Source organism: Bacillus sp. NEAU-Y102, assembly GCF_054788175.1.
Genome location: NZ_JBTWFK010000001.1, coordinates 747,095 through 773,756 on the forward strand (window position 1 = coordinate 747,095; position 26,662 = coordinate 773,756).

Genomic DNA, 26,662 nt, shown 5'->3' on the forward strand with positions numbered 1-26,662 from the left:
TGGATAGTATATCACAATATTCTACCTCTAGTATTGCCTAAAATTAAGTAAGCTATAAAGCGTAGAAGATATATTTTTACCTAACAAAAAAGCGGGAATATTCCCGCTTCTTTGACTATCGACGTAAGCCAAGCTTTGTGATTAATTCACGGTAACGTGTGATATCGCTATTACGAAGGTAAGTTAGTAAGTTACGACGTTTACCAACCATCTTTAATAGACCACGACGTGAATGATGATCTTTCTTGTGAGTACGTAAGTGCTCGTTTAGAGTGTTAATTTGCTCCGTTAGGACAGCAATTTGAACCTCTGGAGAACCAGTATCAGTCTCATGAGTTCTAAATTGTGCAATGATTTCGTTTTTACGCTCTTGTGTTAAAGCCATCCTATTTCACCTCCTATTAATTAAACCCCCAATTACCTAGCAAGCGTCGGTGAGTCGCAATGCCAAGCAATGGTTGTCATAAAGTACATAACATAGAATACTACTTTTCATTTGAAAAAGCAAGTATATTCTTTTCGCTCGCAAAATATTCTTGTGCTGTTTTCTTATCTTTTGCGATTTGTTCAACTAACTCATCAATGCCATTGAATTTCTTCTCTTCTCTTATACGCATATGCCACTCTACTGTAACATTTTGGTTGTATATATCTTTGTTAAATTCAAATAAGTGCACTTCAATTGATAATTGACGCTCATCTTCTTTAAAAGTCGGTTTATATCCAATATTACATACACCATCGTACCATTCATCGTGAACTTTTAATCTCACTGCATAAACACCTACAGATGGCAATAAATACTCATCACTTAAACCTACATTAGCTGTTGGAAAACCAATTTGACGCCCACGTTTGTCGCCGTGTATAACTGTTCCCGCTACAGTATAGGCTCTACCTAAAATAGATGGAATTTGTTCCATTTCGCCATTTCGAATTAACTTTCGTAATGCTGTAGAACTTACTTTCTCTTCTTGAAATTCAACTTTTTCAATCACAGTCTGTGTAAACTCCCCTCTTGCATGAAATGGTAAAGTCTCCATCTTTCCTTTTCCTAAACGTCCATATGAATAATCAAACCCTGCTACTACATGCTTTACATTTAAACCAATAATATAATCATCTACAAATTGTTGCGGTAATAACCCTGCAAATGATTCATCAAATTTAATTACATATAATATATCGATTCCTAAGCTTTCGACTATTTTTTCTTTATCACGCATTGGTGTAATATACTCCACATGCGCATCCTTTTTCCCTAAAACAACAGATGGGTGAGGATGAAATGTCATAACTGCACTTTTATATCCTCTGTCGTCCGCTATTTTTTTCGCAGTTCGAATTACACATTGATGTCCTAAATGAATGCCATCAAAAAATCCTAATGCCATTACAGTAGGTGGTAATTCTAATTTATTTTGTTCATGTGGATGAGTTAAATGAATAAGTTTCACGCTTGAATTCACCTTTTTCTGTAATAATCCTTCCAATAATTCATTATAGCTTTAGTTCTTGATTATTCACAAGTACTTTCATCGGCTTTAACATGCCAGGATGTTTCGGATGATGTTCATAAATTGCTAAGCACCGATCATTTTTATCAAACACTGTAATAAATGGTGCCGTTATTTCTAATTCATTCTTTAAGAACATACCATTCTTAATTTTCTCTGCTTGCTTTTCATCTACAACCATTTTTGGAAACTTACTTAATGCTTCATCAATTGAAATGAAGATAGACTCTACTGTTCCATTTTGCACGTTTTCTTCAATTTCTTCAAATGATATGCAATCTTCTAATAAAAATTCACCAGATGCCGTTCTTACAAGGTGAGACATATGTGATGGGAAACCAAGTTTCTCCCCGATCATTACCGCTAACGTTCTTACATATGTTCCTTTACTACACGTTACACGGAAACGGAATGAAATATTTTCTCCTTCAAAAACTTCACGATCATCAAGTAATACGAACTCATGAATCGTAATTGTACGAACTGGACGTTCCACATCTTGTCCTGCTCTTGCATATTCGTATAATTTTTTCCCGTTTACTTTTACAGCCGAGAACATTGGTGGCATTTGTTCAATCGTGCCTGTTAATTCAGCAAGAACTTTTTCTATTTCCTTACGAGTAATAGCACGATCGACATTTTTCGTTTCAACAACCTCACCAGAAGCATCTTCAGTTGTCGTTGAAAATCCTAATGTTACTTCACCTTCATATGTTTTCGTTTCACTTGTTAAAAATTGTGCAATTTTTGTTGCTCTTCCGACGCAAATTGGTAATACTCCTGTTACATCTGGGTCTAATGTTCCCGTATGACCAATTCTCTTTTCTCTCAATACCTTTCTTAATTTAAATACACAATCATGTGATGTCATGCTTTTTGGCTTATGTAATAATACTACACCTTCCATATATGTTCACCTCATCATAATTCTTTCGTAGTAAATATCCAAAACTTATTTTGCATTGAAAAAATGGATAGACAAATGTCTATCCATTATTCTTCACGTTTACCGTCTTTATTAATTTCATGTAAAAGTGTATCAATTCGATGACCATATCCGATAGACTCATCAAACTCAAAGGTAATTTCCGGTGTTTTACGAAGACGAATACGTTGGCCAATTTCTGAACGAATAAAGCCTTTTGCCTTCGCTAAACCTTTTAACGTATTTTCTTTCTGTTCTTCGTCACCTAAAACAGAAATATATACTTTGGCAATTTGTAAATCACCACTCACTTGTACATCTGTTACTGTAACAAATCCGATACGTGGGTCTTTAATTTTACGACTAATGATGTCGCCTAATTCTTTTTTCATTTGCTCGCCTACACGGTTTGCACGTAATTTCATAACTCTTCACCTCATTCAATACCATTCCAATTGTGTTATCGTACGTTCAATTTCAGGAAATGAATCGATGTACTCCAGTACACGATTCATTTCTTTTTCACAGATAACACGATTTGAGGATACGGAAACAATCGCAATTTCTGTACGTTGCCATACATCTTGATGCCCAACTTCAGAAACAGCTACATTATAGCGCTGTTTCACACGAGTTAGCACTCGTTGCAAAATTGCCCGTTTCTCTTTTAAAGAATGTACATCGTAAATCATACACTCGAATGAGAGTGAAGCGACAATCATCGCTTCACTTCTTCCATAACGTATGCTTCAATGATGTCCCCTTCTTTAAGGTCATTATATCTCTCAATTGTAATACCACACTCATAGTTTTGTGCAACTTCTTTTACGTCGTCTTTGAAACGTTTTAACGTATCAAGTTGTCCTTCGAAAATTACTATACCATCGCGGATAATACGAACGCCACTATCGCGTGTAATTTTACCGTCAATTACGTAACAACCTGCAATTGTTCCAACTTTTGTTACCTTGAATGTTTGACGAACTTCCGCTTGACCGATTACTTTTTCTTCGAATTCTGGATCAAGCATACCTTGCATTGCTAATTCAATTTCTTCGATTACTTTGTAGATAATGCGGTGTAAGCGAACATCAACGTTCTCTAATTCAGCTGTACGCTTCGCGTTCACATCCGGACGTACGTTAAATCCAATTACAATTGCATTAGATGCAGAAGCTAAAATAATATCAGATTCTGTAATCGCACCTACACCAGTGTGAATGATTTTAACTTTTACGCCTTCAACATCAATTTTACGAAGTGATGCTGCCATCGCTTCAACAGAACCTTGTACGTCTGCTTTTACGATTAAGTTGATTTCTTTTACATCGCTCTCTTGGATTTGTTGGAATAAATCTTCAAGGCTTAATTTAGATTTCTCACCACGTTGTGCAACTAACGCTTCTTGTGCACGTGATTCACCGATTTGACGAGCTTTCTTCTCATCAGCGAATGCCATGAAACGATCTCCAGCCTGTGGTACTTCATTTAAACCTGTAATTTCAACAGGAGTTGATGGACCAGCAACTTTTACACGACGACCAATATCACTTACCATTGCACGAACACGTCCGAATGAAGTTCCAACAACAATTGGATCTCCAACTCGAAGCGTACCGTTTTGAACTAATAATGTCGCGATAGTTCCTTTACCTTTATCAAGCTGTGCTTCAATTACAGTACCCGTTGCATAACGATTTGGGTTTGCTTTATATTCTTCTACTTCACTTACAAGAAGGATCATCTCTAGCAAGTTGTCAATGCCTTCGCCTTGAATTGCAGAAATTGGTACGAAAATTGTGTCTCCGCCCCAAGCTTCTGGAACTAATTCATATTCTGTTAATTCTTGCATTACACGATCAGGATTCGCCGCTGGTTTATCCATTTTATTCACAGCAACAATAATTGGTACTCCAGCTGCTTTTGCATGGCTAATCGCTTCAACTGTTTGTGGCATAACACCGTCATCAGCTGCAACAACAAGGATTGTAATATCAGTTACTTGCGCACCACGAGCACGCATTGTTGTAAATGCCGCGTGACCAGGCGTATCTAAGAATGTAATTTTCTTATCATTTACTTCAACTTGGTATGCACCAATATGCTGAGTAATTCCACCAGCTTCGCCAGCAGTTACTTTTGAATTACGAATAGAGTCAAGTAATGTTGTTTTACCATGGTCAACGTGTCCCATAATCGTAACAACAGCTGGACGCTCTTTTAAGTTTTCTTCATCATCTTGCTCATCCATGAATGTTTCAAACTCAGTTTCACTTACCACTATTTCTTCTTCTACTTCAATACCGTAATCAGTAGCGATTAACTCAATTGTATCTTTATCTAAATCTTGGTTAATTGTCGCCATAATTCCTAGCATGAAGAGCTTTTTAATAATTTCAGATGGCTCTTTGCTTAACTTTTTAGCAAGTTCACCTACTGTAAGGCTTCCAGAGAAAGTAATTTTATCTGGTGTTTCTACTATTTGTGTTTGTTGTCTTCCAGCAAAGTTATCTTGACGTTTGTCTTCATTTCCTTTGCCTTTTTTCTTTTTCTTATTGCTGTTCTTTTTACTGCGAACAACTTTCTCTTCTACTTCAAACTCATCTGCAACAGAAGGTTTTTCCGCTCCAGTGTTATATTCATTATCTAATTTATTTACTACTTCGTCTTCTAACATTGTCATATGATTCGAAACCTCGATATTCATCTCTTTAAGTTTTGTCATAAGATCTTTACTTGAGATATTATTTTTTTTTGCATATTCATGTACTCGAATTTTACTCATACCTTCACCCCCGGTAATTTGTATCGAGCATGCTACGTAGCTTTTTCGCAAAGCCTTCATCTAACACAGCTACAACGACTCGCTCGTCTCTCCCAATCGCATGCCCTAATTGTTGTCGATTTTCGACTTTTTTCATTGGTACGTTGTAGTACGTCGTTTTATCAGTGATACGTTTAGTAGTGTTCGCTGACGCATCTTCAGAAAGCAATACGAGCTTTGCTTTACCACTTCGTACTTCTTTTAAAACGAGTTCTTCACCCGAAATGATTTTTCGAGCGCGATTTGCTAGTCCTAAAAACGATTTCCAATCGGACACTTATTTCGACTCCTTCTCAACAAGCTCAAGAAGCTCTTCGTACAGAGAACTGTCGATTTTCGCTTTTAGATGATGTTCCAAAATGTTTTTCTTTTGGGCTTGTATAATGCATTCTTTATCTTTTGACAAATATGCACCTCGTCCTGATTTTTTTCCAGATAAATCAATAGACACTTCGCCCTCTTTGGAACGAACAATGCGAACCAGCTCTCGTTTTGATTTCATCTCTTGCGTCGCAATACATTTTCGTAACGGAACTTTTCGATTGCTCATACTCATCACCTCTATTGGATTTCGTCTTCAACTGAATCGAATCCGAATGCGATTACGCTATCTTCTTCTGTAACAATTCCAAGTTGTTTCGCATCAGACTCACTTTTAATATCAATTTTCCAGCCTGTTAATTTAGCTGCAAGACGTGCATTTTGTCCACGCTTACCGATAGCTAACGATAGCTGGTGGTCTGGAACAACAACAGTTGTTGCTTTTTCATCTTCATCTACAAGTACTTTAACAACTTGTGATGGGCTTAAAGCATTTGCAACATATTCAACTGGGTCATTTGACCAGCGAACGATGTCAATCTTTTCACCTTTTAGTTCATCTACAACACGTTGTACACGTTGTCCTTTCGGTCCTACGCAAGAACCAACTGGATCAACATCAATGTTTTCTGCATGCACAGAGATTTTAGAACGATCTCCTGCTTCGCGCGCTACAGAGCGAATTTCTACAGTTCCATCATAAATTTCTGGAACTTCCATTTCGAATAAACGTTTTAAAAGACCAGGATGTGTACGTGATACGTAAATTTGTGGTCCTTTTGTTGTCTTTTCTACTTTTGTAATAAATACGCGAATACGATCATGTGGCTTATATTGCTCATTTGGCATTTGCTCACTTACAGGTAATAAAGCTTCTACTTTGCCTAAGCTTACGTAGATGAAACGAGCATCTTGGCGTTGTACAATACCAACCATAATGTCTTCTTCACGATCACTAAATTCTGAGTAAATAACACCACGTTCTGCTTCACGAACTCGTTGTGTTACAACTTGTTTTGCAGTTTGCGCTGCAATACGACCAAAATCTTTTGGCGTTACTTCAATTTCTAGTACGTCGCCATCTTGGTAGTTTGGATTAATTTGTCTTGCCTCTTCTACAGAGATTTCAAGACGTGGATCAAACACATTATCAACAACGTCCTTACGTGCTAAAACTTGAATTGTTCCCACTTCTGGGTTAAAGCTCACACGAACGTTTTGTGCTTGGTTAAAATTGCGTTTATAAGCAGAGATTAATGCTGCTTCAATCGCATCAATAATAATATCTTTACTAATACCTTTTTCTGACTCTAATACGAGCAAAGCATCTAACAACTCAGTGCTCATGAAGATCCCCCTTCTTACTAAAACGTAACAGCAAGTCGCGCATTTGCAACTTTATCCATTGGAATTTGGATTTCTTTTTTACGTGTTTTAATTGTTAATAGTAGTGTAATTGTAGTACCGTCGTAGGAAAGTAACTTTCCTTCAAACATCTTTTCGCCATCAATTGGCTCATATGTTTTAATTGCCACTTGTTTTCCTACCGCTTGCTGGAAGTCTTTCTCTTTCTTTAATGGGCGTTCTGCTCCAGGAGATGATACATCCAAAAAGTAAAGGTGAGGAATTGGATCCTCTTTATCTAAAGCTTCGCTTAAACGTTCACTTACCGCACCGCATTCTTCAATGTCGACTCCCTTTTCAGAATCGATGAATACGCGTAAGAACCAGTCTTGTCCTTCTTTCACATACTCTACATCTACAAGTTCAAGATTTAACTCTTCAACGATTGGCTGCGCAAATGCTTCTACAACTTCTGTGACTTTCTTATCCATAAACAGCCTCCTTCCTGCCGCCATGTACCATTTACAAGAAAAGATCCCGTTCACAAAGACGGTCTATCTTATTCTTTCTCGTTAGCTAACAAAAGCCCCTGCCGTTAAGCAGGGAATATCTGTCTTAGTATTACCAAATTTAAGAAGTAAAACTTGTAACAAAATATGTATATACGACAGAAATGTCTTTACTATCTACATGAATAAAATGTAGATAGTAACACGAAAGAGTGGGTTTCCCCACTCTCTTTTTCACAAAATATACATGACATGGTTATCTCGGTTTATAGTATACCATAGCAAATATTGATTTGCAAAGACTTTTCCTACCTATTAGAACAGTGATAATTGGTTTTGATCTGGCAAATCTCCTAAACAACCTTGGCTATCTAAATACTCAATAATTGTTTTCGAAACCTTACTTCGCTGCTGTAAGTCTTCTTTTGATAAGAAGTCTCCATTTTTGCGCGCTTCCACAATACTTAAGGCTGCGTTCGTACCAAGACCAGGCACTGCATTAAATGGAGGAATTAAAGTATCCCCATCAATAATAAACTCAGTTGCATGCGAGCGGTATAAATCGACCTTTTGGAATGAATATCCACGCTCACACATTTCCAGTGTCATTTCTAGTACTGTTAATAAACTCTTCTCTTTCGGCGCTGCATCCAATCCTTTTTGAGCAATTTCATCAATTTTTACACGTATGGATGCTGAACCTTTCGCCATCGCCTCTACATCAAAATCATCTGCACGGACTGTAAAATATGCCGCATAGAATAAAAGTGCAAAATGTACTTTAAAGTATGCGATACGCACAGCCATAAGTACGTAAGCAGCCGCATGGGCTTTAGGGAACATGTATTTAATCTTCTTACATGAATCAATATACCAACCTGGCACATTATTACCTTTCATGTCATCTTCCCATTCTTCTGGTACACCTTTACCTTTACGAACCGACTCCATGATTTTGAAGGCTAATGATGGATCTAAACCTTGATAGATTAAATATACCATGATGTCATCACGACAACCGATAACTTCACTCAGCGTACATGTACCGTTATAAATTAACTCATTTGCATTACCAAGCCATACGTCAGTACCATGTGACAGCCCAGAAATTTGGACCAATTCTGAGAATGTCGTTGGTTTTGTCTCTTCTAACATCTGTCTTACGAACTTCGTACCGAATTCCGGGATACCAAGTGTACCTGTTTTACAGTTAATTTGTTCTTCCGTTACCCCTAACGTTTCTGGACCAGAGAAAATTTTCATTACTTCTGGATCATCCGTTGGGATTGTTTTCGGATCAATACCACTTAGATCTTGTAACATACGAATAACGGTCGGATCATCGTGTCCCAGTATATCAAGTTTCAATAAATTATCATGAATCGAGTGGAAGTCAAAATGCGTTGTTCTCCACTCAGCACCAATTGAATCAGCAGGAAACTGTATTGGTGAGAAATCAAAGATATCCATGTAATCTGGCACAACGATAATACCACCTGGATGCTGTCCAGTTGTACGTTTTACCCCTGTACATCCCGCTACTAAGCGATCAATCTCTGCATTTCGAATTGTTAAATTGTGATCATTTGCATAACCTTTTACATATCCATAAGCGGTTTTTTCCGCAACTGTACCAATCGTTCCAGCACGGTATACATAGTCTTCACCGAACAGTACTTTCGTATAGTTATGGGCACGTGGTTGGTATTCCCCGGAGAAGTTCAAATCGATATCGGGTACCTTATCTCCTTTAAATCCAAGGAACGTTTCGAATGGAATATCATGTCCATCTTTCACATATGCCACATTACATGTCGGACAATCTTTATCTGGTAAGTCGAAACCAGAGCCTACGGAACCATCATTAAAGAATTCAGATTGCTTGCACTTTGGACAGACATAGTGTGGTGGTAATGGGTTTACTTCTGTAATTTCCATCATCGTTGCAACGAACGACGAACCTACCGAACCACGCGAACCTACTAGATATCCGTCGACTAACGACTTTTTCACAAGCTTATGTGAGATTAAATAGATAACGGCAAATCCATGTCCAATAATACTTTTCAATTCTTTTTCTAAACGAGCCTCTACAATTTCTGGTAGTTCTTCACCATATATACTGCGTGCCATTTTATAACTCATATCACGTGTTTCATCATCGGCACCCTCAATTTTCGGTGTATATAGATCATCTTTTACTGGACGAACATCACCAATTAATGACGCAACCTTTTGTGTATTCGTCACAACAACTTCTTTCGCTTTGTCTTCACCTAAAAATGAAAAACACTCTAGCATTTCATCAGTTGTACGGAAATGTACTGGCGGTAATGAATGTCGATTTAACGGATTGGCTCCGCCCTGCGAACTGACTAAAATTTTACGATACATTGCATCTTCTGGATCTAAGTAATGCACGTTCCCTGTAGCAACAACTGGTTTATCTAACGTCTCGCCTAGTTTTACTAAGTTAGAGATAATTGTTTTTAATTGTCCCTCATCTCGAACGAGTTCACGCTCTACTAAATGACGCAACACCTCTGGAGGCATTACTTCAATGTAATCATAAAACTGTGCAATTTCTTCTACCTCTTCAGGAGCTTTTTGCATCATTGCCTCAAACACTTCACCTTTATCACAAGCCGTTCCTACTAAAATTCCTTCACGATATTTTTTTAATAGTGACCTCGGTACTCGTGGTACACGGTAAAAGTAATTAAGGTGAGAATATGAAACAAGTTTATATAAATTTTTCAATCCAACATCTGATGTGGCAAGTAACGTCAGATGGCTTGGACGGCCACGCTTATACGCATCCCCTTGCCCCATGCTATCATTTAATTGATCGTGATATTCAAATCCCTTTTCAATTACGTCTTTCAACATTTTCACAAGTAAATATCCCGTCGCTTCTGTATCATAAATCGCACGGTGATGTTGCGTTAATTCAATATCAAGTTTTTTACACATCGTATTTAATCGGTGATTTTTCATTTCTGGGAATAAGAATCGTGCAAGTTCTAACGTATCAATAACAGGGTTATTCGTTTTTTCTAACCCAGCCTTTTTAAAACCTACGTTAATAAATCCCATATCGAAGCTTGCGTTATGGGCAACAAGTGTATGGTCACCCATCCATTCCTCAAACTTTTTAAACACTTCGTCCACTTCTGGTGCATTAGTTAACATATCATCTGTAATACCTGTTAATTCAATAATCGTCGCTGATAATGGTTGATGTGGGTTTGCAAAAGATTCAAAACGATCAATGATTTCGCCACCCTTTACTTTTACGGCAGCCAACTCAATGACTGTATCGTATACAGCTGATAAACCTGTCGTCTCAACGTCGAAAACAACATACGTTTCCTCCGCAAGTAAACGATGCGCTTCGTTATACGCTATCGGTACACCATCATTAACTAAATTCGCTTCTACACCGTATATAACTTTAACTCCAGCCTTTTTCCCCGCAGAATATGCCTCCGGGAACGACTGAGCCACAGCATGGTCTGTAACCGCAATAGCTTCATGTCCCCATTTACCAGCTTGGGCAACAAGCCTAGAAACAGGAGTAACAGCATCCATTTGGCTCATGGGAGTGTGAAGATGAAGTTCTACACGCTTTTCGCCTTCTGGCGCTTTATCTTTACGAGACGGACCTGTTATTTCATTAATATCATTCGCAATCATTACTAAATCTCGAACAAATGTATCGTTTTGAACTGAACCACGGGCTTTCACCCACATTCCTTTTTTCAAGGATTGCAGCATTGGAATATCTTCTTTGTCACGCGAGAACATTTTGATCATAATAGAATCCGTATAATCCGTTATTTTTAAAGTTAATAACGTACGTCCACTACGAAGCTCTTTTGTCTCTACATGGAAGACATATCCTTGAACCGTTTTTCTTCTTTCTTCATCTTGAATTTCTCGCATCGGTGTAATCTCTTCATCTGGCTTAATAAGATACCCGAGTGTAATCGGTCCTTCATACACAACGCTACTTTCTTCAGCTTGCTTCTTCGCCATTTCTTCCATAGCTTGTATAACACGCTCGCGGTCTTCTTGCTGCGTTTGCTCACGAAACTTTTGCATTTCTTCTGCATTTTGCTGTATATGTGTGTCTAACTGGAAACGTGGAAATCCAAAAGCTTCGTATTGATCCCCTACTGGTTTCGCAACGTTTTTCTTTAAAGCAGTAGACTCCAGCTCATTATTCACATTTATTAGCAACTTCACTCCATTCACCTGCGGAAGCTGTTTCTTTAAGTAAGCAAACATAGGTGAAAATGTAATTCGTTCCGTACAAAGCGGCCAATACGCCCTCACTTCTTCTTCTGTAAATTGTTTATTCTCTGTTTCTAATGCAAATGTTGTTCTTGCAATATGAGAAAATGATTGCTTAAGCTTTGTTTCTAGCAATTCATATAATTCTGTAGGCAAAATACGTGGCACTTGTAAATCAAAATGCCAACTTTTATTCGCTTTATCAATAACGAGCCTTTCAATACCACCGCCTTGTAAATATTGATTTATAAGGTCGTCTGGTATTTGCAACTGCTGGAGCAAAATTTGAAATCGCTCTTGTTGTTCATTTGTTAAAGACATAAGCACTCTCCTTCCATTTGCTATTATAAATTGAAACGTACTACAAAGAAAGATTTCTCACTTCTTCTTTTACAAAATACGTTTACAAAGAAAGAGAAGGTACCCCATTACGAGGTACCTCTTCTTATTTTAAAATATTTGCAATATATGTTTGAAGTTCTTCTACTTTTACTTCTTCAGACTCACCTGTAGCACGTACTTTCACTTCTACAATACCTTCGTCTGCTTTTTTACCAATTGTAACGCGAACTGGAAGGCCGAATAAATCTGCATCTGCAAATTTAACACCTGCACGTTCTGCACGATCGTCTAATAACACTTCATAGCCTTTTTCTTGTAATGAGTTGTAGATGTTTTCACCCATTTCACGTTGTGCATCAGATTTCATATTTACTGGAATTACATGCACATGGAACGGTGCTACAGCTTTCGGCCAAACTAAGCCGTTCTCATCATTAAACTGCTCTGCAATTGCTGCCACTGTACGAGATACACCGATACCGTAACAACCCATAATAAGTGGTTGTGTTTTCCCATTTTCATCTAGGAATGTTGCGTTCATTGCTTCACTATAACGAGTTCCTAATTTGAATACATGACCAACTTCAATTCCACGTGCAAAAAGAATTGTTCCGTTTCCGTCTGGAGATTGGTCTCCTTCTTGAATAAAGCGTAAATCTGTATACTGACTTACTTTAAAGTCACGTTCTGGATTTACATTTACATAATGGAATCCTTCTTCGTTCGCTCCTGAACATCCATTGACAATTGATGCTACAGCATGGTCAGCGATAATTTCGATATCACCTGTTACACCAATCGGTCCTAATGAACCAACTTCACAATTTAATAATTCTTTTACTTCCTCATGAGAAGCAAGCTCAACAACTGAAGCGCCGTATACATTTTTCACTTTTACATCGTTTACTTCGTGATCACCACGAACAAGTACAACTACTAATTTCTCATCTACTTTAAATACCATAGACTTAATACACTTGTCAGCTTCAATGTTTAAGAATGCAGATACTTCTTCAATCGCTTTTTGATCTGGCGTTGCAACCTTTTCAAGTGCCATTTCCGCTTCGTCACTCTTCGTATACGTAGCTACAACAGGAGCCATTTCAATGTTCGCTGCATAATCAGATGTATCAGAGTATGCAATTGTATCTTCACCAACATCAGATAATACCATGAATTCATGTGTATCTTTTCCGCCCATTGCTCCAGAATCAGCAATAACTGCACGGAAGTTCAAACCACAACGAGCAAAAATGTTAGAATATGCTTTGTATAAGCGATCGTATACTTCATCTAAGCTCTCTTGTGTAGCATGGAAAGAGTATGCATCTTTCATTAGAAACTCTCTTCCACGTAATAAACCGAAACGAGGTCTTTGTTCATCGCGGAATTTCGTTTGAATTTGATATAATGTTAACGGTAATTTTTTATATGATTTTATTTCATCACGTACAAGATCAGTAATTACTTCTTCATGCGTCGCTCCTAAAGCAAACTCACGAGCGTTACGATCTTTCATACGCATTAATTCAGATCCGTAAGAATACCAACGACCTGATTCTTGCCATAATTCTGCAGCTTGCATAGCTGGCATCAATAATTCCACAGCTCCTGCGCGCTCCATTTCTTCTCGAACGATACGTTCTACTTTGTGTAATACTTTTAACCCAAATGGTAGAAAACTATAAATACCAGAAGCATTTTGACGCATAAAACCTGCGCGAAGTAATAATTGATGACTCTTAATTTCAGCATCAGCTGGAACTTCACGTAATGTAGGACTGAATACCATACTTTGTTTCATTTATTTGCACCTCTTCATTTTACTCTTACACGCAGTAAAACCCCTCACCTCGAATTAGGTGAGGGATTTTATTCTACGGGCTCTATTTCATTATAAGTTTCATTCTATTTTACAAGAAAAACTTACGAATGTCATTCCATGTTACAACTAACATTAATAACATTAATAATGCAAAACCAATAAAGTGAACCATTCCTTCTTTTTGACGGTCAATTGGTTTTCCTCGTAACGCCTCAATTAAGAAGAAGAATAAACGGCCACCGTCTAAAGCAGGAACTGGTAATAAATTGAATAAACCAAGATTAATACTTAAAACTGCCGCTAAACTTAGTACACGCGTAAATCCATAATCTACAACTTGATCTGTTAGATTATAAATTCCTACTGGACCTGACAACTCATTAATAGAAAATTGACCAGTTACTAATTTCACAAGAGATTCAAAAATTAGTTTCGTCCATTGGTATGTTTGTTCAAATCCTGATTTAATAGAACCCATTACTGTTTTCTCTACAGGGGAATAAACACCAATTCTACCAACTTCGTCTTTTCCTTCTTTATCGAGTGTTGGCGTTACTTTCACATTAAACTGTTCATTATCACGCTTTACTTGTAACGTAATTTCTTTATCCGGATTTTCACGTACAATGTCAACAACATCTTTCCATGTACTTGTGTTTTTTCCATCAATCGCTTGAATTGTATCATTCTCTTTCAATCCAGCTTGCTGTGCTGCACTATTATCCATCACTTTTCCGACCATTGGTTTGTCAATAGGAACCCCTTGTACAAATCCAAGAATCACAAAAATAACAAATGCTAAAATGAAGTTCATTGCAGGACCCGCAAAGATTGTTAAAGCGCGTTGCCCTAATTTTTTTGAACCAAATTGTCTATTATACGGAGCAATTTGAATTTCTTCCCCCGCAGTAATAATACGAGCTTTTTCATTCACTCGGAACGTTTGAAGCTCTTCCTCGTACTCCTCATAGCCCGAAATTGTTAGATTGTGCTCCAAATCAGCTTGTTCGACTTCAATGACACGAACATTTGGATACTTTTCATATCCATCAAAAACTAATTTCACAACTTCGTCTTTTTCATTTAATACAAGGCCAACCTTTTTCCCAGGCTTTAACTCAACTGTGTCCGCATCCTCGCCAGCCATTCTTACATAGCCACCAAGGGGCAGTAATCGAATCGTATACACCGTTTCATTCTTTTCAAATGAGAATATTTTCGGACCAAAACCAATCGCAAACTCGCGGCATAAAATACCTGCTCTTTTTGCGAAATATAGATGTCCTAGCTCATGGAAAAATACGAGTGCACCGAAAATTAATATAAAGGCAATCGCTGTATTCAATTCCATAACCACCTTTGCTAAATTTGTTCCATCACAAACCGTCTTGTGGCTGCATCAATTTCCAGAATTTCCTCTAAGCTCGGACGTGCAATGACATTGTGATGGTTCATTGCTTTTTCAATGAGGTCTTCTACTGTTAAGAAACCAATTCTCTTTTGTAAAAAGGCTTCAACAGCTACTTCATTCGCTGCGTTCATTACAGCTGGCATACTTCCACCTGCTTTTCCAGCTTCATACGCAAAACGTAGACAACGGAATCTTTCTTGGTCCATTTTCTCAAAATGCAACGTCCCTATTTCCCATAAGTTTAACTGTTTTGTGTCTGAAAGAGGCAATCTATCAGGATATGTAAGTGCGTATTGAATTGGTACTCGCATATCAGGTGAACCAAGCTGCGCCATTACACTACGATCTTCAAATTCAACCATAGAATGGATAATACTTTCTTTATGTAAAACAACATCGATTTGCTCGTAAGGGATACCAAAAAGCCAATGTGCTTCAATTACTTCTAGTCCCTTATTCATCATTGTAGCAGAATCAATTGTAATTTTCGAACCCATTGACCAGTTTGGATGTCGAAGCGCATCTTCTACGGTCACATGATGCAATTCATCCCTCGTTTTATCACGGAAACTTCCACCAGAAGCCGTTATAATAAGACGAGAAATTCTTTTCTCATTTTCACCATTCAAGCATTGAAAAATAGCTGAATGTTCACTATCTACTGGAAGTAACGAAACATTATGTTTTCGTGCTGCTTCCATTACAAGATGTCCTGCAGTTACTAACGTTTCTTTATTTGCAATTCCAATTGTTTTTTTCGCCTCAATTGCACGAAGTGTTGGTAACAACCCTACGCTACCTACAACAGCATTTACTACAATCTCCGCATCTGGATGTAATGCTACTTCTAAAAGCCCTTCACTACCATATACAATTTTTGTATTACCAGAAACAGCTTGTAATTTTAAAACATCTTCCTCTCTTTGCACAGAGACGATTTGCGGAGAAAATTCTTGAATTACCTTTACTGCGTAGTCAATATTTTTCCCTACAGAAAAAGCAACGAGACGGAATTGGTCTGGGTGCGAGCGTAATACATCTAAAGTTTGTGTACCAATTGATCCGCTCGCACCTAATAAACTAATGTTTTTCATGACTCCAACCCCTCGTTCATTTATTAATTGTATTGTAATAAGAAGTAGAGAATTGGTAAAACGAATAACCAACTATCTGTTCGATCTAATATACCACCATGTCCAGGTAAAATTGTACCTGAATCCTTTACGCCATAATGACGTTTAAAAGCAGATTGTACTAAATCACCAATTTGTCCAAAAATAGAAATGATAATTGTCAGCACAATTAAAATTACTACATTCGATTCAACTGGGAAGAACGCGTTGTAAACAAGTGCCACGATAATTCCGCAAACGATGCCGCCTAATGAACCTTCAATCGTTTTATTTGGACTAATTTCTGGCCACAATTTTCTCTTGCCTAATGCTTTTCCTACGAAATATGCGCCTGAATCAGTAGCCCATATAATAAATAATGCGCAAAACACATATTTAATTCCTAATATTCTCGTTTCATTTAAATATAAGAATCCCATTGCCACATATGTCGTTGCCATCAGTAAAAATGAAGCATTATCAAAAGTAAATGTATTCTTAGAAAGGACTGTATATGATAAAAGTAATAAAACAATCACAAATGTGATTTCCAATTTACCTAATCCAATCCATGTAAACAGTTCTGATGCACTACTTGGAATTAAAAGAATCCACAATAATACTGCAGCTAAAACTGTCGGTACTGAAATAAGCGTAAGCTTATTCATACGAATTAATTCATATAAACCTATAGAAGCAAGTGCATACACTAAAACCGTAAAAGGCACGCCACCGTATATTACGATGGGAATGAATAGCGCGGCAGCAACCACTCCAGTAATAATTCTCTGTTTCACTACCAAACCCTCTCTTTCTACACGCCTCCGAATCTGCGCCCTCTATGTTGAAAGTCAGTAATTGCATTTAGCAAATGTTCTTCTTTGAAGTCTGGCCAATACACGTCTGTAAACCAAAACTCCGAATACGCAATTTGCCATAACATGAAATTACTAATACGTAGCTCTCCGCTTGTTCGGATTAACAACTCTGGATCAGGTAAAGAACTCGTCATTAAGTAGGAAGAAAGCATTTCTTCACTTACCTCTTCAGAACGAATTTTTCCTTCCTCGTTATCTTTCATCATATGTTGCACAGCAGAAACGATTTCATCTCGACTTCCATAGTTTAACGCGAAATTAAGAATTAATCCCGTATTCTCTTTCGTATCTTCCATGGCTTTCTCCATCGCTCTGCGTGTATGCGTAGGAAGACGATCTTTTTGCCCTATTACTCGGACTTGTACGTTTTCTTCAATCAATTCTGGTAAAAATGTACCTAGAAATTCTTCTGGAAGCTTCATTAAATAATCAACTTCCTTTTTCGGTCTTTTCCAGTTCTCAGTTGAAAAAGCATAGAGAGTTAACACTTTCACATTAAGTTTACTTGCAAATTTTGTAATTTTCTTTACAACTTGCATACCTTCATGATGTCCCGCAATACGAGGCATTGCTCTCCTCTTTGCCCATCTTCCATTCCCATCCATAATGATGGCAATATGTTCTGGGATATATCCTTTTTTCACTTCTTCAACGAGATGATCAAACGATGTGTCCTTTTTACCTTTAAAAAAAGGAAAGTTTTTAAACATCATTCATACCCTCCAACAAGCAGACGTATGCCTAAAAGTGTAAAAAGACCCCCTTAAGAAGAGGGTCATATTTGCGAAGTTATCGCTATTACACTTCCATGATTTCTTTTTCTTTGTTTTTTGCGATTTCGTCAACTTTTGCAATATATTTATCTGTTTCTTTTTGGATATCTTCAGTATATCCTCTTAAATCATCTTCTGTAATCTCGCCAGCTTTTTCAAGCTTCTTAAGATCATCATTTCCGTCACGACGTACGTTACGAACAGCAACTTTTGCTTCTTCAGCATATTTTTTCACAACTTTAACAAGATCACGACGACGCTCTTCTGTTAATGCAGGGAATGCAATACGAATTACAGTTCCATCATTAGAAGGGTTTAAGCCTAAATCTGCTTTTAAAATTGCTTTTTCGATATCACCGATAGAAGTTTTATCATAAGGTTGAATTACAAGTAAACGTGCTTCTGGAACTGTAATGTTCGCTAATTGCACAACTGGTGTTGGTGCACCATAGTAATCAACTTGTACCTTATCTAATACAGACGAGCTTGCACGACCAGCGCGAACTGTTGCTAATTCACGAGAATAAGCAGCAACTGCTTTTTCCATTTTTTCATTTGAAGACTTCAATACTTGTTGTCCCATATTTATTTCCCCCTTACAACTGTTCCAATATTTTCGCCTAAAACGGCACGTTTAATATTACCTTTTTCCATAACTGAGAATACAATTAATGGAATATCATTATCCATACATAGAGAAGAAGCTGTAGAATCCATTACACCTAAACCTTCTTTTAATACATCTAAGTAAGTAAGCGTTTCGTATTTCGTAGCCGTTGGGTCAATAGATGGATCTGCGCTATATACGCCATCCACATTATTTTTCGCCATTAAAATAACGTCTGCTTCGATTTCCGCTGCACGTAATGCTGCTGTTGTATCTGTAGAGAAGTATGGATTACCTGTACCTGCTGCAAAGATAACAACACGTTTTTTCTCTAAGTGACGAACTGCTTTACGGCGAATGTAAGGCTCTGCCACTTGACGCATCTCAATTGAAGTTTGTACACGAGTTTGGATTCCAATATTCTCCAAGCTATCTTGAAGAGCTAATGAATTCATAACTGTAGCTAACATGCCCATGTAATCTGCTCCTGCACGATCCATGCCCATTTCACTTCCAATTTTCCCACGCCAAATGTTACCGCCACCAACAACAACAGCAACCTCTACATCAAGTTCTGCAATTTCTTTTACTTGTTCTGCAACTGACTTAATAACAGTTGGATTAATTCCAAATCCTTGCTCTCCAGCTAAAGCTTCTCCACTTAACTTTAAAACGACACGATTATATTTCGGTTTACTCATAATGAACCTCCAATTGCTTACATCTTTATTTTAAAAAAGGGAACACAATGTGTTCCCTAATCTGTATTAGTTACTACCTTTTACTTGGTTCATTACTTCTTCAGCAAAGTTGTCTTCACGTTTTTCGATACCTTCGCCAACAGCGTAGCGAACGAATCCTTTTAATGTTCCGCCTTTAGACTCAACGAACTGACGAACTTTCATATCAGGGTTTTTAACGAATGCTTGGTCAAGTAAGCAAATCTCTTCGAAGAATTTGCCTAGACGGCCTTCAACCATTTTTGCAACGATTTTTTCAGGCTTGCCTTCGTTTAATGCTTGTTGTGTTAATACTTGACGCTCATGCTCAACTTCTTCAGCTGTTACAGCATCGCGGTCGATGTATTTAGGGTTAACTGCTGCAATGTGCATTGCTACATCTTTAGCAGCTGCTTCATCAGTAGAACCTTCAAGAACTGTTAATACACCAATACGTCCACCCATGTGTAGGTAAGCGCCGAATGCATCTGCATCAGTTTTTGATACGATTTCGAAACGACGAAGTGTAAGTTTTTCACCAATTTTAGCGATTGCTTCGTTGATGTGCTCTTCTACTGTTTTGCCGCCTTCAATTGTTTGAGTCATAGCTTCTTCAACGTTAGCAGGTTTGTTAGCTAATAAGTGAGCAGCTAGTTCTTTAATTAATGCTTGGAAACCTTCGTTTTTCGCAACGAAATCAGTTTCAGAGTTTAATTCTAAGATTAAAGCGTCGTTACCGTTTGTTTCGATGAAAGTTAAACCTTCAGCAGCAATGCGGTCTGCTTTTTTAGCAGCTTTCGCAATACCTTTTTCACGTAAGAAGTCAATTGCCTTCTCCATGTCGCCGTTAGTTTCTGTTAAAGCTTTTTTGCAGTCCATCATACCTGCGCCAGTTTTTTCACGTAATTCTTTTACCATTTGAGCAGTGATTGCCATACTTTTTATCCTCCTAAAATATGTATTTATACTTTTTATAAAGGTGTTTATACCTTAAAAAAGGTGATAAAAGGCCGAACCCCTTATCACCTTTCCAACTTTGTTACGCAGTAACAGTTTCTTCACCTTGTTTTGCTTCAAGGATCGCGTCTGCCATTTTAGATGTAAGAAGTTTTACAGCACGAATTGCATCATCGTTTGCTGGGATAACGTGATCGATTTCGTCTGGATCACAGTTTGTATCAACGATACCGATGATTGGAATGTGTAATTTGCGTGCTTCAGCAACTGCAATACGCTCTTTACGAGGGTCTACTACGAATAATGCACTTGGAAGACCTTTCATATCTTTAATACCGCCTAAGAATTTCTCAAGACGCTCTAACTCTTTTTTAAGTTGAACAACTTCTTTCTTAGGTAGTACTTCGAAAGTACCATCTTCTTGCATTCTTTCGATGTCTTTAAGACGCTTGATACGCTTTTGGATTGTTTGGAAGTTTGTTAAAGTTCCACCTAACCAACGTTGGTTAACGAAGTACATACCCGCACGAGTTGCTTCTTCTTTAATAGCTTCTTGTGCTTGTTTTTTAGTACCTACGAATAAAATGTCTCCACCTTCAGCAGCGATGTCACGCATCGTTCTGTAAGCTTCCTCAACTTTTTTCACAGTTTTTTGTAAGTCGATGATGTAGATACCGTTACGCTCTGTGAAAATGTAACGCTTCATTTTTGGGTTCCAACGACGAGTTTGATGTCCGAAATGAACACCAGCTTCAAGCAATTGCTTCATAGAAATTACTGACATAATATAGTTCCTCCTAAATGGTTTTTGATATCCTCCGTTTACTTCATCTCTAAGCGAAACTACAAACGTAGCACCAACACTTAAATCAGTAAACGTGTGTACTTTGTACTGACACCACTGCTTACTATATCATACTGAAATATTACAATCAAGTCGAAAATGCGAACAATGTAAAACTTTCTTTGTTCATACTCGAATTCTAGTATTACCAACCTTCATTTCTTTTAAGCAAAAAAGCAAAATACAATTAATAGTTTTCCCAGAAAACACGCTTATGCCACTTTTCACAAGCACCATCAATCCATTGCACAAAAAAACTCTCCTCAATCGAGGAGAGTTTTTTATAAATTAGTTTGTTTTTAATTTAGCAAGTTCCTGTAGAAACTTGTCGTTTAGCACTTTAATGTATGTTCCTTTCATACCTAAAGAGCGAGACTCAATAACACCAGCACTTTCTAATTTACGTAGTGCATTTACGATTACAGAGCGAGTAATTCCTACGCGATCAGCAATTTTACTTGCAACAAGTAAACCTTCTGTTCCATTTAATTCTTCGAAGATGTGCTCAATTGCTTCTAACTCACTGTAAGATAATGAGCTGATCGCCATTTGAACAACAGCTTTACTACGTGCTTCCTCTTCGATTTCTTCTGCTTTTTCACGTAAGATTTCCATACCTACAACAGTTGAGCTGTACTCAGCAAGGATTAAATCGTCATCTAAGAACTCTTGACCTAGACGAGCTAATACTAATGTACCTAGACGCTCACCACCACCAACGATTGGTACGATTGTAGTTAAACCTTGACCAAATAGTTCTCTGTTTTCTACTGGGAATGCTGTGTAAGCACTGTTCACATCCAAGTTTGAAGATGTTTCTGTAATGTTGAATAAGCTTTGTGTATATTCTTCTGGGAATTGACGTTCTGCAAGCATTTGCTTCATGCGTTCGTTTTCGATTTGTTGGTGAATTGCATAACCTAGTAATTTACCACGACGGCTAACTACGAATACGTTTGCTTCGATTACTTCACACATTGTGTCAGACATTTCTCTAAAGTTTACAGGCTTCCCTGCTGCGCTCTGTAATAACGCATTTAATTTTCTCGTTTTTGCTAATAATTCCATTTCAAAAGTTCCTCCTACATGTTACTCACATATTTTTTCATCACTTGGAAACTAGGGCGAGTCACCTGATGACACTATTACAAAATAAACTGGCTCACATCTTTATTTTTAGCAATTGTTGCTAATTTCTCCTCAACGTATTGAGGGGTTATCGTTATTTTCTCTAACGTAATTTCAGATGCTTCAAACGATAAATCTTCAAGGAGCTTCTCCATAATCGTATGAAGTCTTCTTGCTCCAATATTATCTGTATCCTGATTAACTTGATAAGCAATCTCAGCAATCTTACGAATAGCTTCGTCTGAAAATTCAATTTCTATACCTTCAGTCGCTAATAATGCCATATATTGTTTAATTAACGCATTGTCAGGCTCGATTAATATTTTAACAAAATCGTCTGTCGATAATTTCGTTAATTCTACTCGAATCGGAAATCTCCCTTGCAATTCCGGAATTAAATCCGACGGTTTAGACATATGGAACGCTCCAGCTGCAACGAATAAAATATAATCCGTTTTTACTGATCCGTATTTTGTCGCAACATTCGACCCTTCTACAATTGGCAAAATGTCACGTTGCACACCTTCACGTGATACATCTACGCTATTCGACTGCTTACCAGCAATTTTGTCAATTTCATCGATAAAAATAATCCCGAGCTGTTCAGCACGATAAACAGCCTCTTGTGTAACTTCATCCATATCAATTAAGCGCTGTGCCTCTTCATTTGTCAAGAGTTTTCTTGCTTCTTTTACAGAAAGTTTACGTTTTTTTGTTTTTTTCGGCATAAAACTCCCTAACGCATCTTGGAAATTCATTCCCATTTGCTCCATGCCAGTTCCTTGTAACATATCAAACATTGACGACTGTTGCTCAGTCACTTCAATCGATACAATTTCGTCTTCAAGAAGCCCTGCAGCAAGCTTTCTCTCCACATCTTGACGTTTCTTTTCAATTTCACCATCTTCTTGTGTATCAGACGTTTGACTCGAATTTTGAGCGCCCCCAAAAAGCATCTCTAATGGATTTTTAAATCCAGATTGCTTCTCCGGACTCGGCACTAAAATTTCAACAAGACGTTGATTCGCTTGCTCTTCTGCTTTATCTTGAACTTTCACTACCATTTCTTCTTTTACAATACGAACCGATGTTTCCACAAGGTCACGTACCATCGACTCTACATCTCTACCCACATATCCAACTTCTGTAAATTTTGTAGCCTCAACCTTAATAAAAGGTGCTCCAACGAGTTTCGCCATTCGTCGTGCTACCTCTGTTTTCCCAACACCTGTCGGTCCAATCATCAAAATGTTTTTAGGTGCTATTTCATCACGTAAATTTTCAGCTAATTTACTGCGACGGTATCGATTTCTCAACGCTACAGCAACCGCTTTCTTTGCGTCTTTTTGACCGATGATGTATTGATCTAATTTTTCCACAATTTGGCGCGGAGTAAAATGTAAATGCATATAAAATGCCTCCCTTACGATTCTACAATTCTTCAACAATTATGTTGTGATTCGTATAAACACAAATATCGCCAGCAATCTCTAAACTCGCTTTCGCAATTTGTTTCGCTGTTAAGTGTTCACTTGCATATTGCTTTAAAGCACGACCTGCAGAAAGTGCATAATTCCCACCAGATCCAATTGCTAAAATACCATCATCCGGTTCAATCACTTCTCCTGTACCTGAAACAAGGAGCATAGTTGTTTTATCCATGACAATGAGCATCGCTTCTAGTTGACGTAACATTTTATCGCCACGCCATTGTTTTGCCATTTCAACAGCTGCACGCTGCAAGTTGCCATTATACTCTTCTAATTTTCCTTCAAACATTTCAAAAAGAGTAAATGCATCAGCAACTGAACCTGCAAAACCAGCTAAAACTTTACCTTGGAAAAGTCTGCGAACTTTACGAGCTGTATGTTTCATTACAACAGCATTTCCCATTGTCACCTGACCATCTCCAGCCATTGCACATTCTCCATTATGATGAACTGCAAATATCGTTGTAGCGTGGAAATTCCCCATAGAAAAAACTCCTTTATTTGTTTTTATAGCTTTTAAAGCAATTTATGCCCGCGGGTGATGCTTCATGTAAACAGAACGCAATCTTTCTTTAGAGACATGCGTATAAATTTGTGTGGTCGACAAATTCTCATGACCTAATAGCTCCTGTACAGTACGTAAATCCGCCCCTTCATCTAACATATGTGTAGCAAATGTATGCCTTAACATATGGGGACTTATTCGCATTGTCAGTGAAGCCTTTTTAATGAGTTCATTTAAAACATAACGCACTCCACGACTTGTTAGCGGTGTACCTTTCGCATTTAAAAACACCATACGAGAGTCTTCGTCAGTCTTATTAACTAACTGTTTTCTCCCATTCTCTATATAAGTAATTAAAGAATCTTGCGCATAGCTTCCGAACGGAATATACCTTTGTTTTTTTCCTTTTCCCATTACTAAAATTGTTCCCACCGCAAAGTCAATATCGGTAAGTTGTAAATTGACACATTCACTCACACGGATTCCAGTCGCATACATCAACTCTAATAAAGCTTGATTCCTTTGACCTAATGGCGTTTCCGTGTCAGAAACTTCAAATAATTCCTCTAACTCTTCAGCATATAAAAACTTTGGGATTGACAATTCTTTTTTGGGGAGTGACGCAAGTGCAAACGGATTATCTTTCCGATAACCTTCACGCATCAAAAAACGATATAAACTTCGTAAGCTTGATACTTTTCTTGCGACAGATTTACGGGCTAACTTTTCATCGTGCAACGTCGTTAAGTACAAACGAACATCCGCGTATGTAACGTCTAAAAAAGAGGATATGCCTTCTCGCTCCATAAATTGCACAAAATGTTCTAAATCATTTTGATAACTTGCAATTGTATATTTTGAATAATTTCTTTCAATTTGTAAATATCCAACGAATAATTGTAACAATTTCTTCACATTCACACAACTCACCTCAATAAAGGCTACTAAATCGTATCACAACTTAGTAGCCTTTGCAAGAAATTTAACTAAATATTTACAAAATTTTGAATTGTTTCTAAAGCGCGTGTTGCGTATGCTTCATTTCGTTCCGCTTTCTTTTTGATCTTCTTCTCTAACGGTGCAAATAGACCGAAGTTCGCATTCATCGGTTGGAAGTTTTTAGCGTTCGTTGCCGTAATGTAATTTGCCATGCTGCCCATCGCAGTTACTGACGGTAATACAACTGGCTCTTCACCTTGCACAAGACGTGCAGCATTAATTCCTGCTAATAATCCTGATGCTGCTGATTCAACATATCCCTCTACTCCAGTCATTTGACCAGCGAAGAATAAATCATCACGTTGTTTATATTGATATGTTGGACGAAGCAAATTAGGTGAATTAATAAACGTATTACGATGCATTACACCATAACGTACAATCTCTGCATTTTCCAGTCCCGGTATTAACTGTAGCACTTCTTTTTGTGGTCCCCACTTTAAATGCGTTTGGAAACCTACGATATTGTATAAAGTTCCTGCTGCATCATCTTGACGTAACTGAACAACAGCATATGGCGTTTTCCCTGTTTTTGGATCTTCCAATCCAACAGGTTTCATAGGTCCAAATACTAGCGTCTGTCTCCCTCTACTTGCCATAACTTCTACTGGCATACAACCTTCAAAGAAAATTTCTTTTTCAAACTCTTTTAAAGGCACTGTCTCAGCAGCAATTAAAGCCTCATAAAAACGGTCAAACTCTTCTTCTGTCATTGGGCAATTTAAATATGCAGCTTCCCCTTTGTCATAACGCGATTTTAAATATACTTTATTCATGTCAATACTGTCTTTTTCTACGATTGGTGCTGCCGCATCGTAGAAATAGAAATAATCTTCACCTGTTAGTTCTTTTAATTGTGCAGCAAGATCAGGAGATGTAAGTGGACCTGTTGCAATAATTGTTGGTCCTTCTGGAATTTCAGTAAGCTCTTCGTTCACTACCGTTACATTCGGATGGTTTTTTACGTATTCTGTTACTTTAGCTGCGAACTCATGACGGTCTACAGCTAACGCACCTCCAGCTGGTACAGAGCACTCATCTGCCGCACGAATAATTACAGAATCCATTAAACGCATTTCCTCTTTAATAACTCCAACTGCATTTGTTAAAGTGTTTGCACGAAGTGAGTTACTACATACTAATTCAGCAAATTTATCTGTGTGATGAGCTGGCGTTTGCCTTACCGGCCTCATTTCATATAATCTAACTTGGACACCACGTTTTGCAATTTGGTAAGCCGCTTCACTTCCTGCAAGACCTGCGCCAATGACGTTTACTACTTGTGTTGTCATATATATCACCTTTCCTTTTCTTCCCGAAAAAAATGTGAGCAGTT

General features: G+C 37.7%; 25 protein-coding genes. All 25 read right to left on the minus strand.

Annotation, left to right across the window (positions count from 1 at the left end; translation table 11 throughout):
* Positions 1 to 115 precede the first annotated feature (115 nt).
* Positions 116 to 385: a 30S ribosomal protein S15 gene (gene rpsO / locus ACYFX0_RS03590; protein ID WP_001229392.1), complete on the minus strand. Its 270-nt coding sequence runs from the start codon at positions 383 to 385 to the stop codon at positions 116 to 118.
* A 100-nt stretch (positions 386 to 485) separates the two neighbouring features.
* Positions 486 to 1,457 (minus strand): bifunctional riboflavin kinase/FAD synthetase, encoded by a 972-nt coding sequence (ribF, locus tag ACYFX0_RS03595; protein WP_106081600.1) that lies wholly within the window; start codon positions 1,455 to 1,457, stop codon positions 486 to 488.
* Between the two features lie 43 nt (positions 1,458 to 1,500).
* On the minus strand, positions 1,501 to 2,424 hold the full coding sequence (gene truB, locus ACYFX0_RS03600) for a tRNA pseudouridine(55) synthase TruB (RefSeq protein ID WP_460269892.1): 924 nt from the start codon (positions 2,422 to 2,424) through the stop codon (positions 1,501 to 1,503).
* Positions 2,425 to 2,510: 86 nt separating this feature from the next.
* Positions 2,511 to 2,867 carry a 30S ribosome-binding factor RbfA gene (gene rbfA, locus ACYFX0_RS03605; protein WP_000776437.1) on the minus strand — a complete coding sequence of 119 codons (357 nt, stop codon included), beginning with the start codon at positions 2,865 to 2,867 and terminating at the stop codon, positions 2,511 to 2,513.
* Positions 2,868 to 2,882: 15 nt separating this feature from the next.
* Positions 2,883 to 3,164 carry a DUF503 domain-containing protein gene (locus ACYFX0_RS03610; protein ID WP_000634349.1) on the minus strand — a complete coding sequence of 94 codons (282 nt, stop codon included), beginning with the start codon at positions 3,162 to 3,164 and terminating at the stop codon, positions 2,883 to 2,885.
* On the minus strand, positions 3,161 to 5,227 hold the full coding sequence (gene infB, locus ACYFX0_RS03615) for a translation initiation factor IF-2 (protein WP_000036346.1): 2,067 nt from the start codon (positions 5,225 to 5,227) through the stop codon (positions 3,161 to 3,163). Before infB ends, ACYFX0_RS03610 begins: the two co-directional genes overlap by 4 nt.
* Before the next feature lie 4 nt (positions 5,228 to 5,231).
* The gene (locus ACYFX0_RS03620; RefSeq protein ID WP_001286522.1) at positions 5,232 to 5,543 is read right to left on the minus strand and encodes a YlxQ family RNA-binding protein; all 312 of its coding nucleotides are present in this window, start codon (positions 5,541 to 5,543) and stop codon (positions 5,232 to 5,234) included.
* A complete protein-coding gene (rnpM, locus tag ACYFX0_RS03625; RefSeq protein ID WP_000071123.1) occupies positions 5,544 to 5,816 on the minus strand; it encodes an RNase P modulator RnpM in 273 nt (90 codons plus the stop codon).
* Positions 5,817 to 5,827: 11 nt separating this feature from the next.
* Complete coding sequence (gene nusA, locus ACYFX0_RS03630; RefSeq protein ID WP_000102599.1) at positions 5,828 to 6,934, minus strand: transcription termination factor NusA; 1,107 nt, start codon at positions 6,932 to 6,934, stop codon at positions 5,828 to 5,830.
* Positions 6,935 to 6,951: 17 nt separating this feature from the next.
* On the minus strand, positions 6,952 to 7,422 hold the full coding sequence (gene rimP / locus ACYFX0_RS03635; RefSeq protein ID WP_000359095.1) for a ribosome maturation factor RimP: 471 nt from the start codon (positions 7,420 to 7,422) through the stop codon (positions 6,952 to 6,954).
* Positions 7,423 to 7,755: 333 nt separating this feature from the next.
* Positions 7,756 to 12,057 (minus strand): PolC-type DNA polymerase III, encoded by a 4,302-nt coding sequence (locus ACYFX0_RS03640; protein WP_106081599.1) that lies wholly within the window; start codon positions 12,055 to 12,057, stop codon positions 7,756 to 7,758.
* A gap of 124 nt (positions 12,058 to 12,181) precedes the next feature.
* On the minus strand, positions 12,182 to 13,882 hold the full coding sequence (locus ACYFX0_RS03645; protein WP_106081598.1) for a proline--tRNA ligase: 1,701 nt from the start codon (positions 13,880 to 13,882) through the stop codon (positions 12,182 to 12,184).
* A gap of 109 nt (positions 13,883 to 13,991) precedes the next feature.
* Positions 13,992 to 15,248 carry an RIP metalloprotease RseP gene (rseP, locus tag ACYFX0_RS03650; RefSeq protein ID WP_001090241.1) on the minus strand — a complete coding sequence of 419 codons (1,257 nt, stop codon included), beginning with the start codon at positions 15,246 to 15,248 and terminating at the stop codon, positions 13,992 to 13,994.
* A gap of 17 nt (positions 15,249 to 15,265) precedes the next feature.
* Positions 15,266 to 16,408 carry a 1-deoxy-D-xylulose-5-phosphate reductoisomerase gene (dxr, locus tag ACYFX0_RS03655; protein WP_000790358.1) on the minus strand — a complete coding sequence of 381 codons (1,143 nt, stop codon included), beginning with the start codon at positions 16,406 to 16,408 and terminating at the stop codon, positions 15,266 to 15,268.
* 23 nt (positions 16,409 to 16,431) lie between these two features.
* A complete protein-coding gene (gene cdsA / locus ACYFX0_RS03660) occupies positions 16,432 to 17,223 on the minus strand; it encodes a phosphatidate cytidylyltransferase (RefSeq protein ID WP_000813589.1) in 792 nt (263 codons plus the stop codon).
* Positions 17,224 to 17,240: 17 nt separating this feature from the next.
* The gene (gene uppS, locus ACYFX0_RS03665) at positions 17,241 to 18,017 is read right to left on the minus strand and encodes an isoprenyl transferase (RefSeq protein ID WP_000971296.1); all 777 of its coding nucleotides are present in this window, start codon (positions 18,015 to 18,017) and stop codon (positions 17,241 to 17,243) included.
* Positions 18,018 to 18,102: 85 nt separating this feature from the next.
* The gene (frr, locus tag ACYFX0_RS03670) at positions 18,103 to 18,660 is read right to left on the minus strand and encodes a ribosome recycling factor (RefSeq protein ID WP_000531505.1); all 558 of its coding nucleotides are present in this window, start codon (positions 18,658 to 18,660) and stop codon (positions 18,103 to 18,105) included.
* A gap of 2 nt (positions 18,661 to 18,662) precedes the next feature.
* On the minus strand, positions 18,663 to 19,385 hold the full coding sequence (gene pyrH / locus ACYFX0_RS03675; protein ID WP_000042669.1) for a UMP kinase: 723 nt from the start codon (positions 19,383 to 19,385) through the stop codon (positions 18,663 to 18,665).
* Between the two features lie 66 nt (positions 19,386 to 19,451).
* Complete coding sequence (gene tsf, locus ACYFX0_RS03680; RefSeq protein ID WP_001018576.1) at positions 19,452 to 20,339, minus strand: translation elongation factor Ts; 888 nt, start codon at positions 20,337 to 20,339, stop codon at positions 19,452 to 19,454.
* Positions 20,340 to 20,442: 103 nt separating this feature from the next.
* Entirely contained in the window at positions 20,443 to 21,144 is a 702-nt protein-coding gene (rpsB, locus tag ACYFX0_RS03685) for a 30S ribosomal protein S2 (protein ID WP_000111485.1), read from the minus strand.
* A 348-nt stretch (positions 21,145 to 21,492) separates the two neighbouring features.
* Positions 21,493 to 22,272, minus strand: coding sequence for a GTP-sensing pleiotropic transcriptional regulator CodY (codY, locus tag ACYFX0_RS03690; RefSeq protein ID WP_000421290.1), 780 nt, complete (start codon positions 22,270 to 22,272; stop codon positions 21,493 to 21,495).
* Between the two features lie 77 nt (positions 22,273 to 22,349).
* Entirely contained in the window at positions 22,350 to 23,741 is a 1,392-nt protein-coding gene (gene hslU / locus ACYFX0_RS03695) for an ATP-dependent protease ATPase subunit HslU (RefSeq protein WP_000550084.1), read from the minus strand.
* 22 nt (positions 23,742 to 23,763) lie between these two features.
* Positions 23,764 to 24,306, minus strand: coding sequence for an ATP-dependent protease proteolytic subunit HslV (gene hslV / locus ACYFX0_RS03700; RefSeq protein ID WP_000526274.1), 543 nt, complete (start codon positions 24,304 to 24,306; stop codon positions 23,764 to 23,766).
* Positions 24,307 to 24,348: 42 nt separating this feature from the next.
* A complete protein-coding gene (gene xerC / locus ACYFX0_RS03705; RefSeq protein ID WP_001101244.1) occupies positions 24,349 to 25,248 on the minus strand; it encodes a tyrosine recombinase XerC in 900 nt (299 codons plus the stop codon).
* A gap of 65 nt (positions 25,249 to 25,313) precedes the next feature.
* The gene (trmFO, locus tag ACYFX0_RS03710) at positions 25,314 to 26,618 is read right to left on the minus strand and encodes an FADH(2)-oxidizing methylenetetrahydrofolate--tRNA-(uracil(54)-C(5))-methyltransferase TrmFO (RefSeq protein ID WP_000213006.1); all 1,305 of its coding nucleotides are present in this window, start codon (positions 26,616 to 26,618) and stop codon (positions 25,314 to 25,316) included.
* Between the last annotated feature and the right edge of the window lie 44 nt (positions 26,619 to 26,662).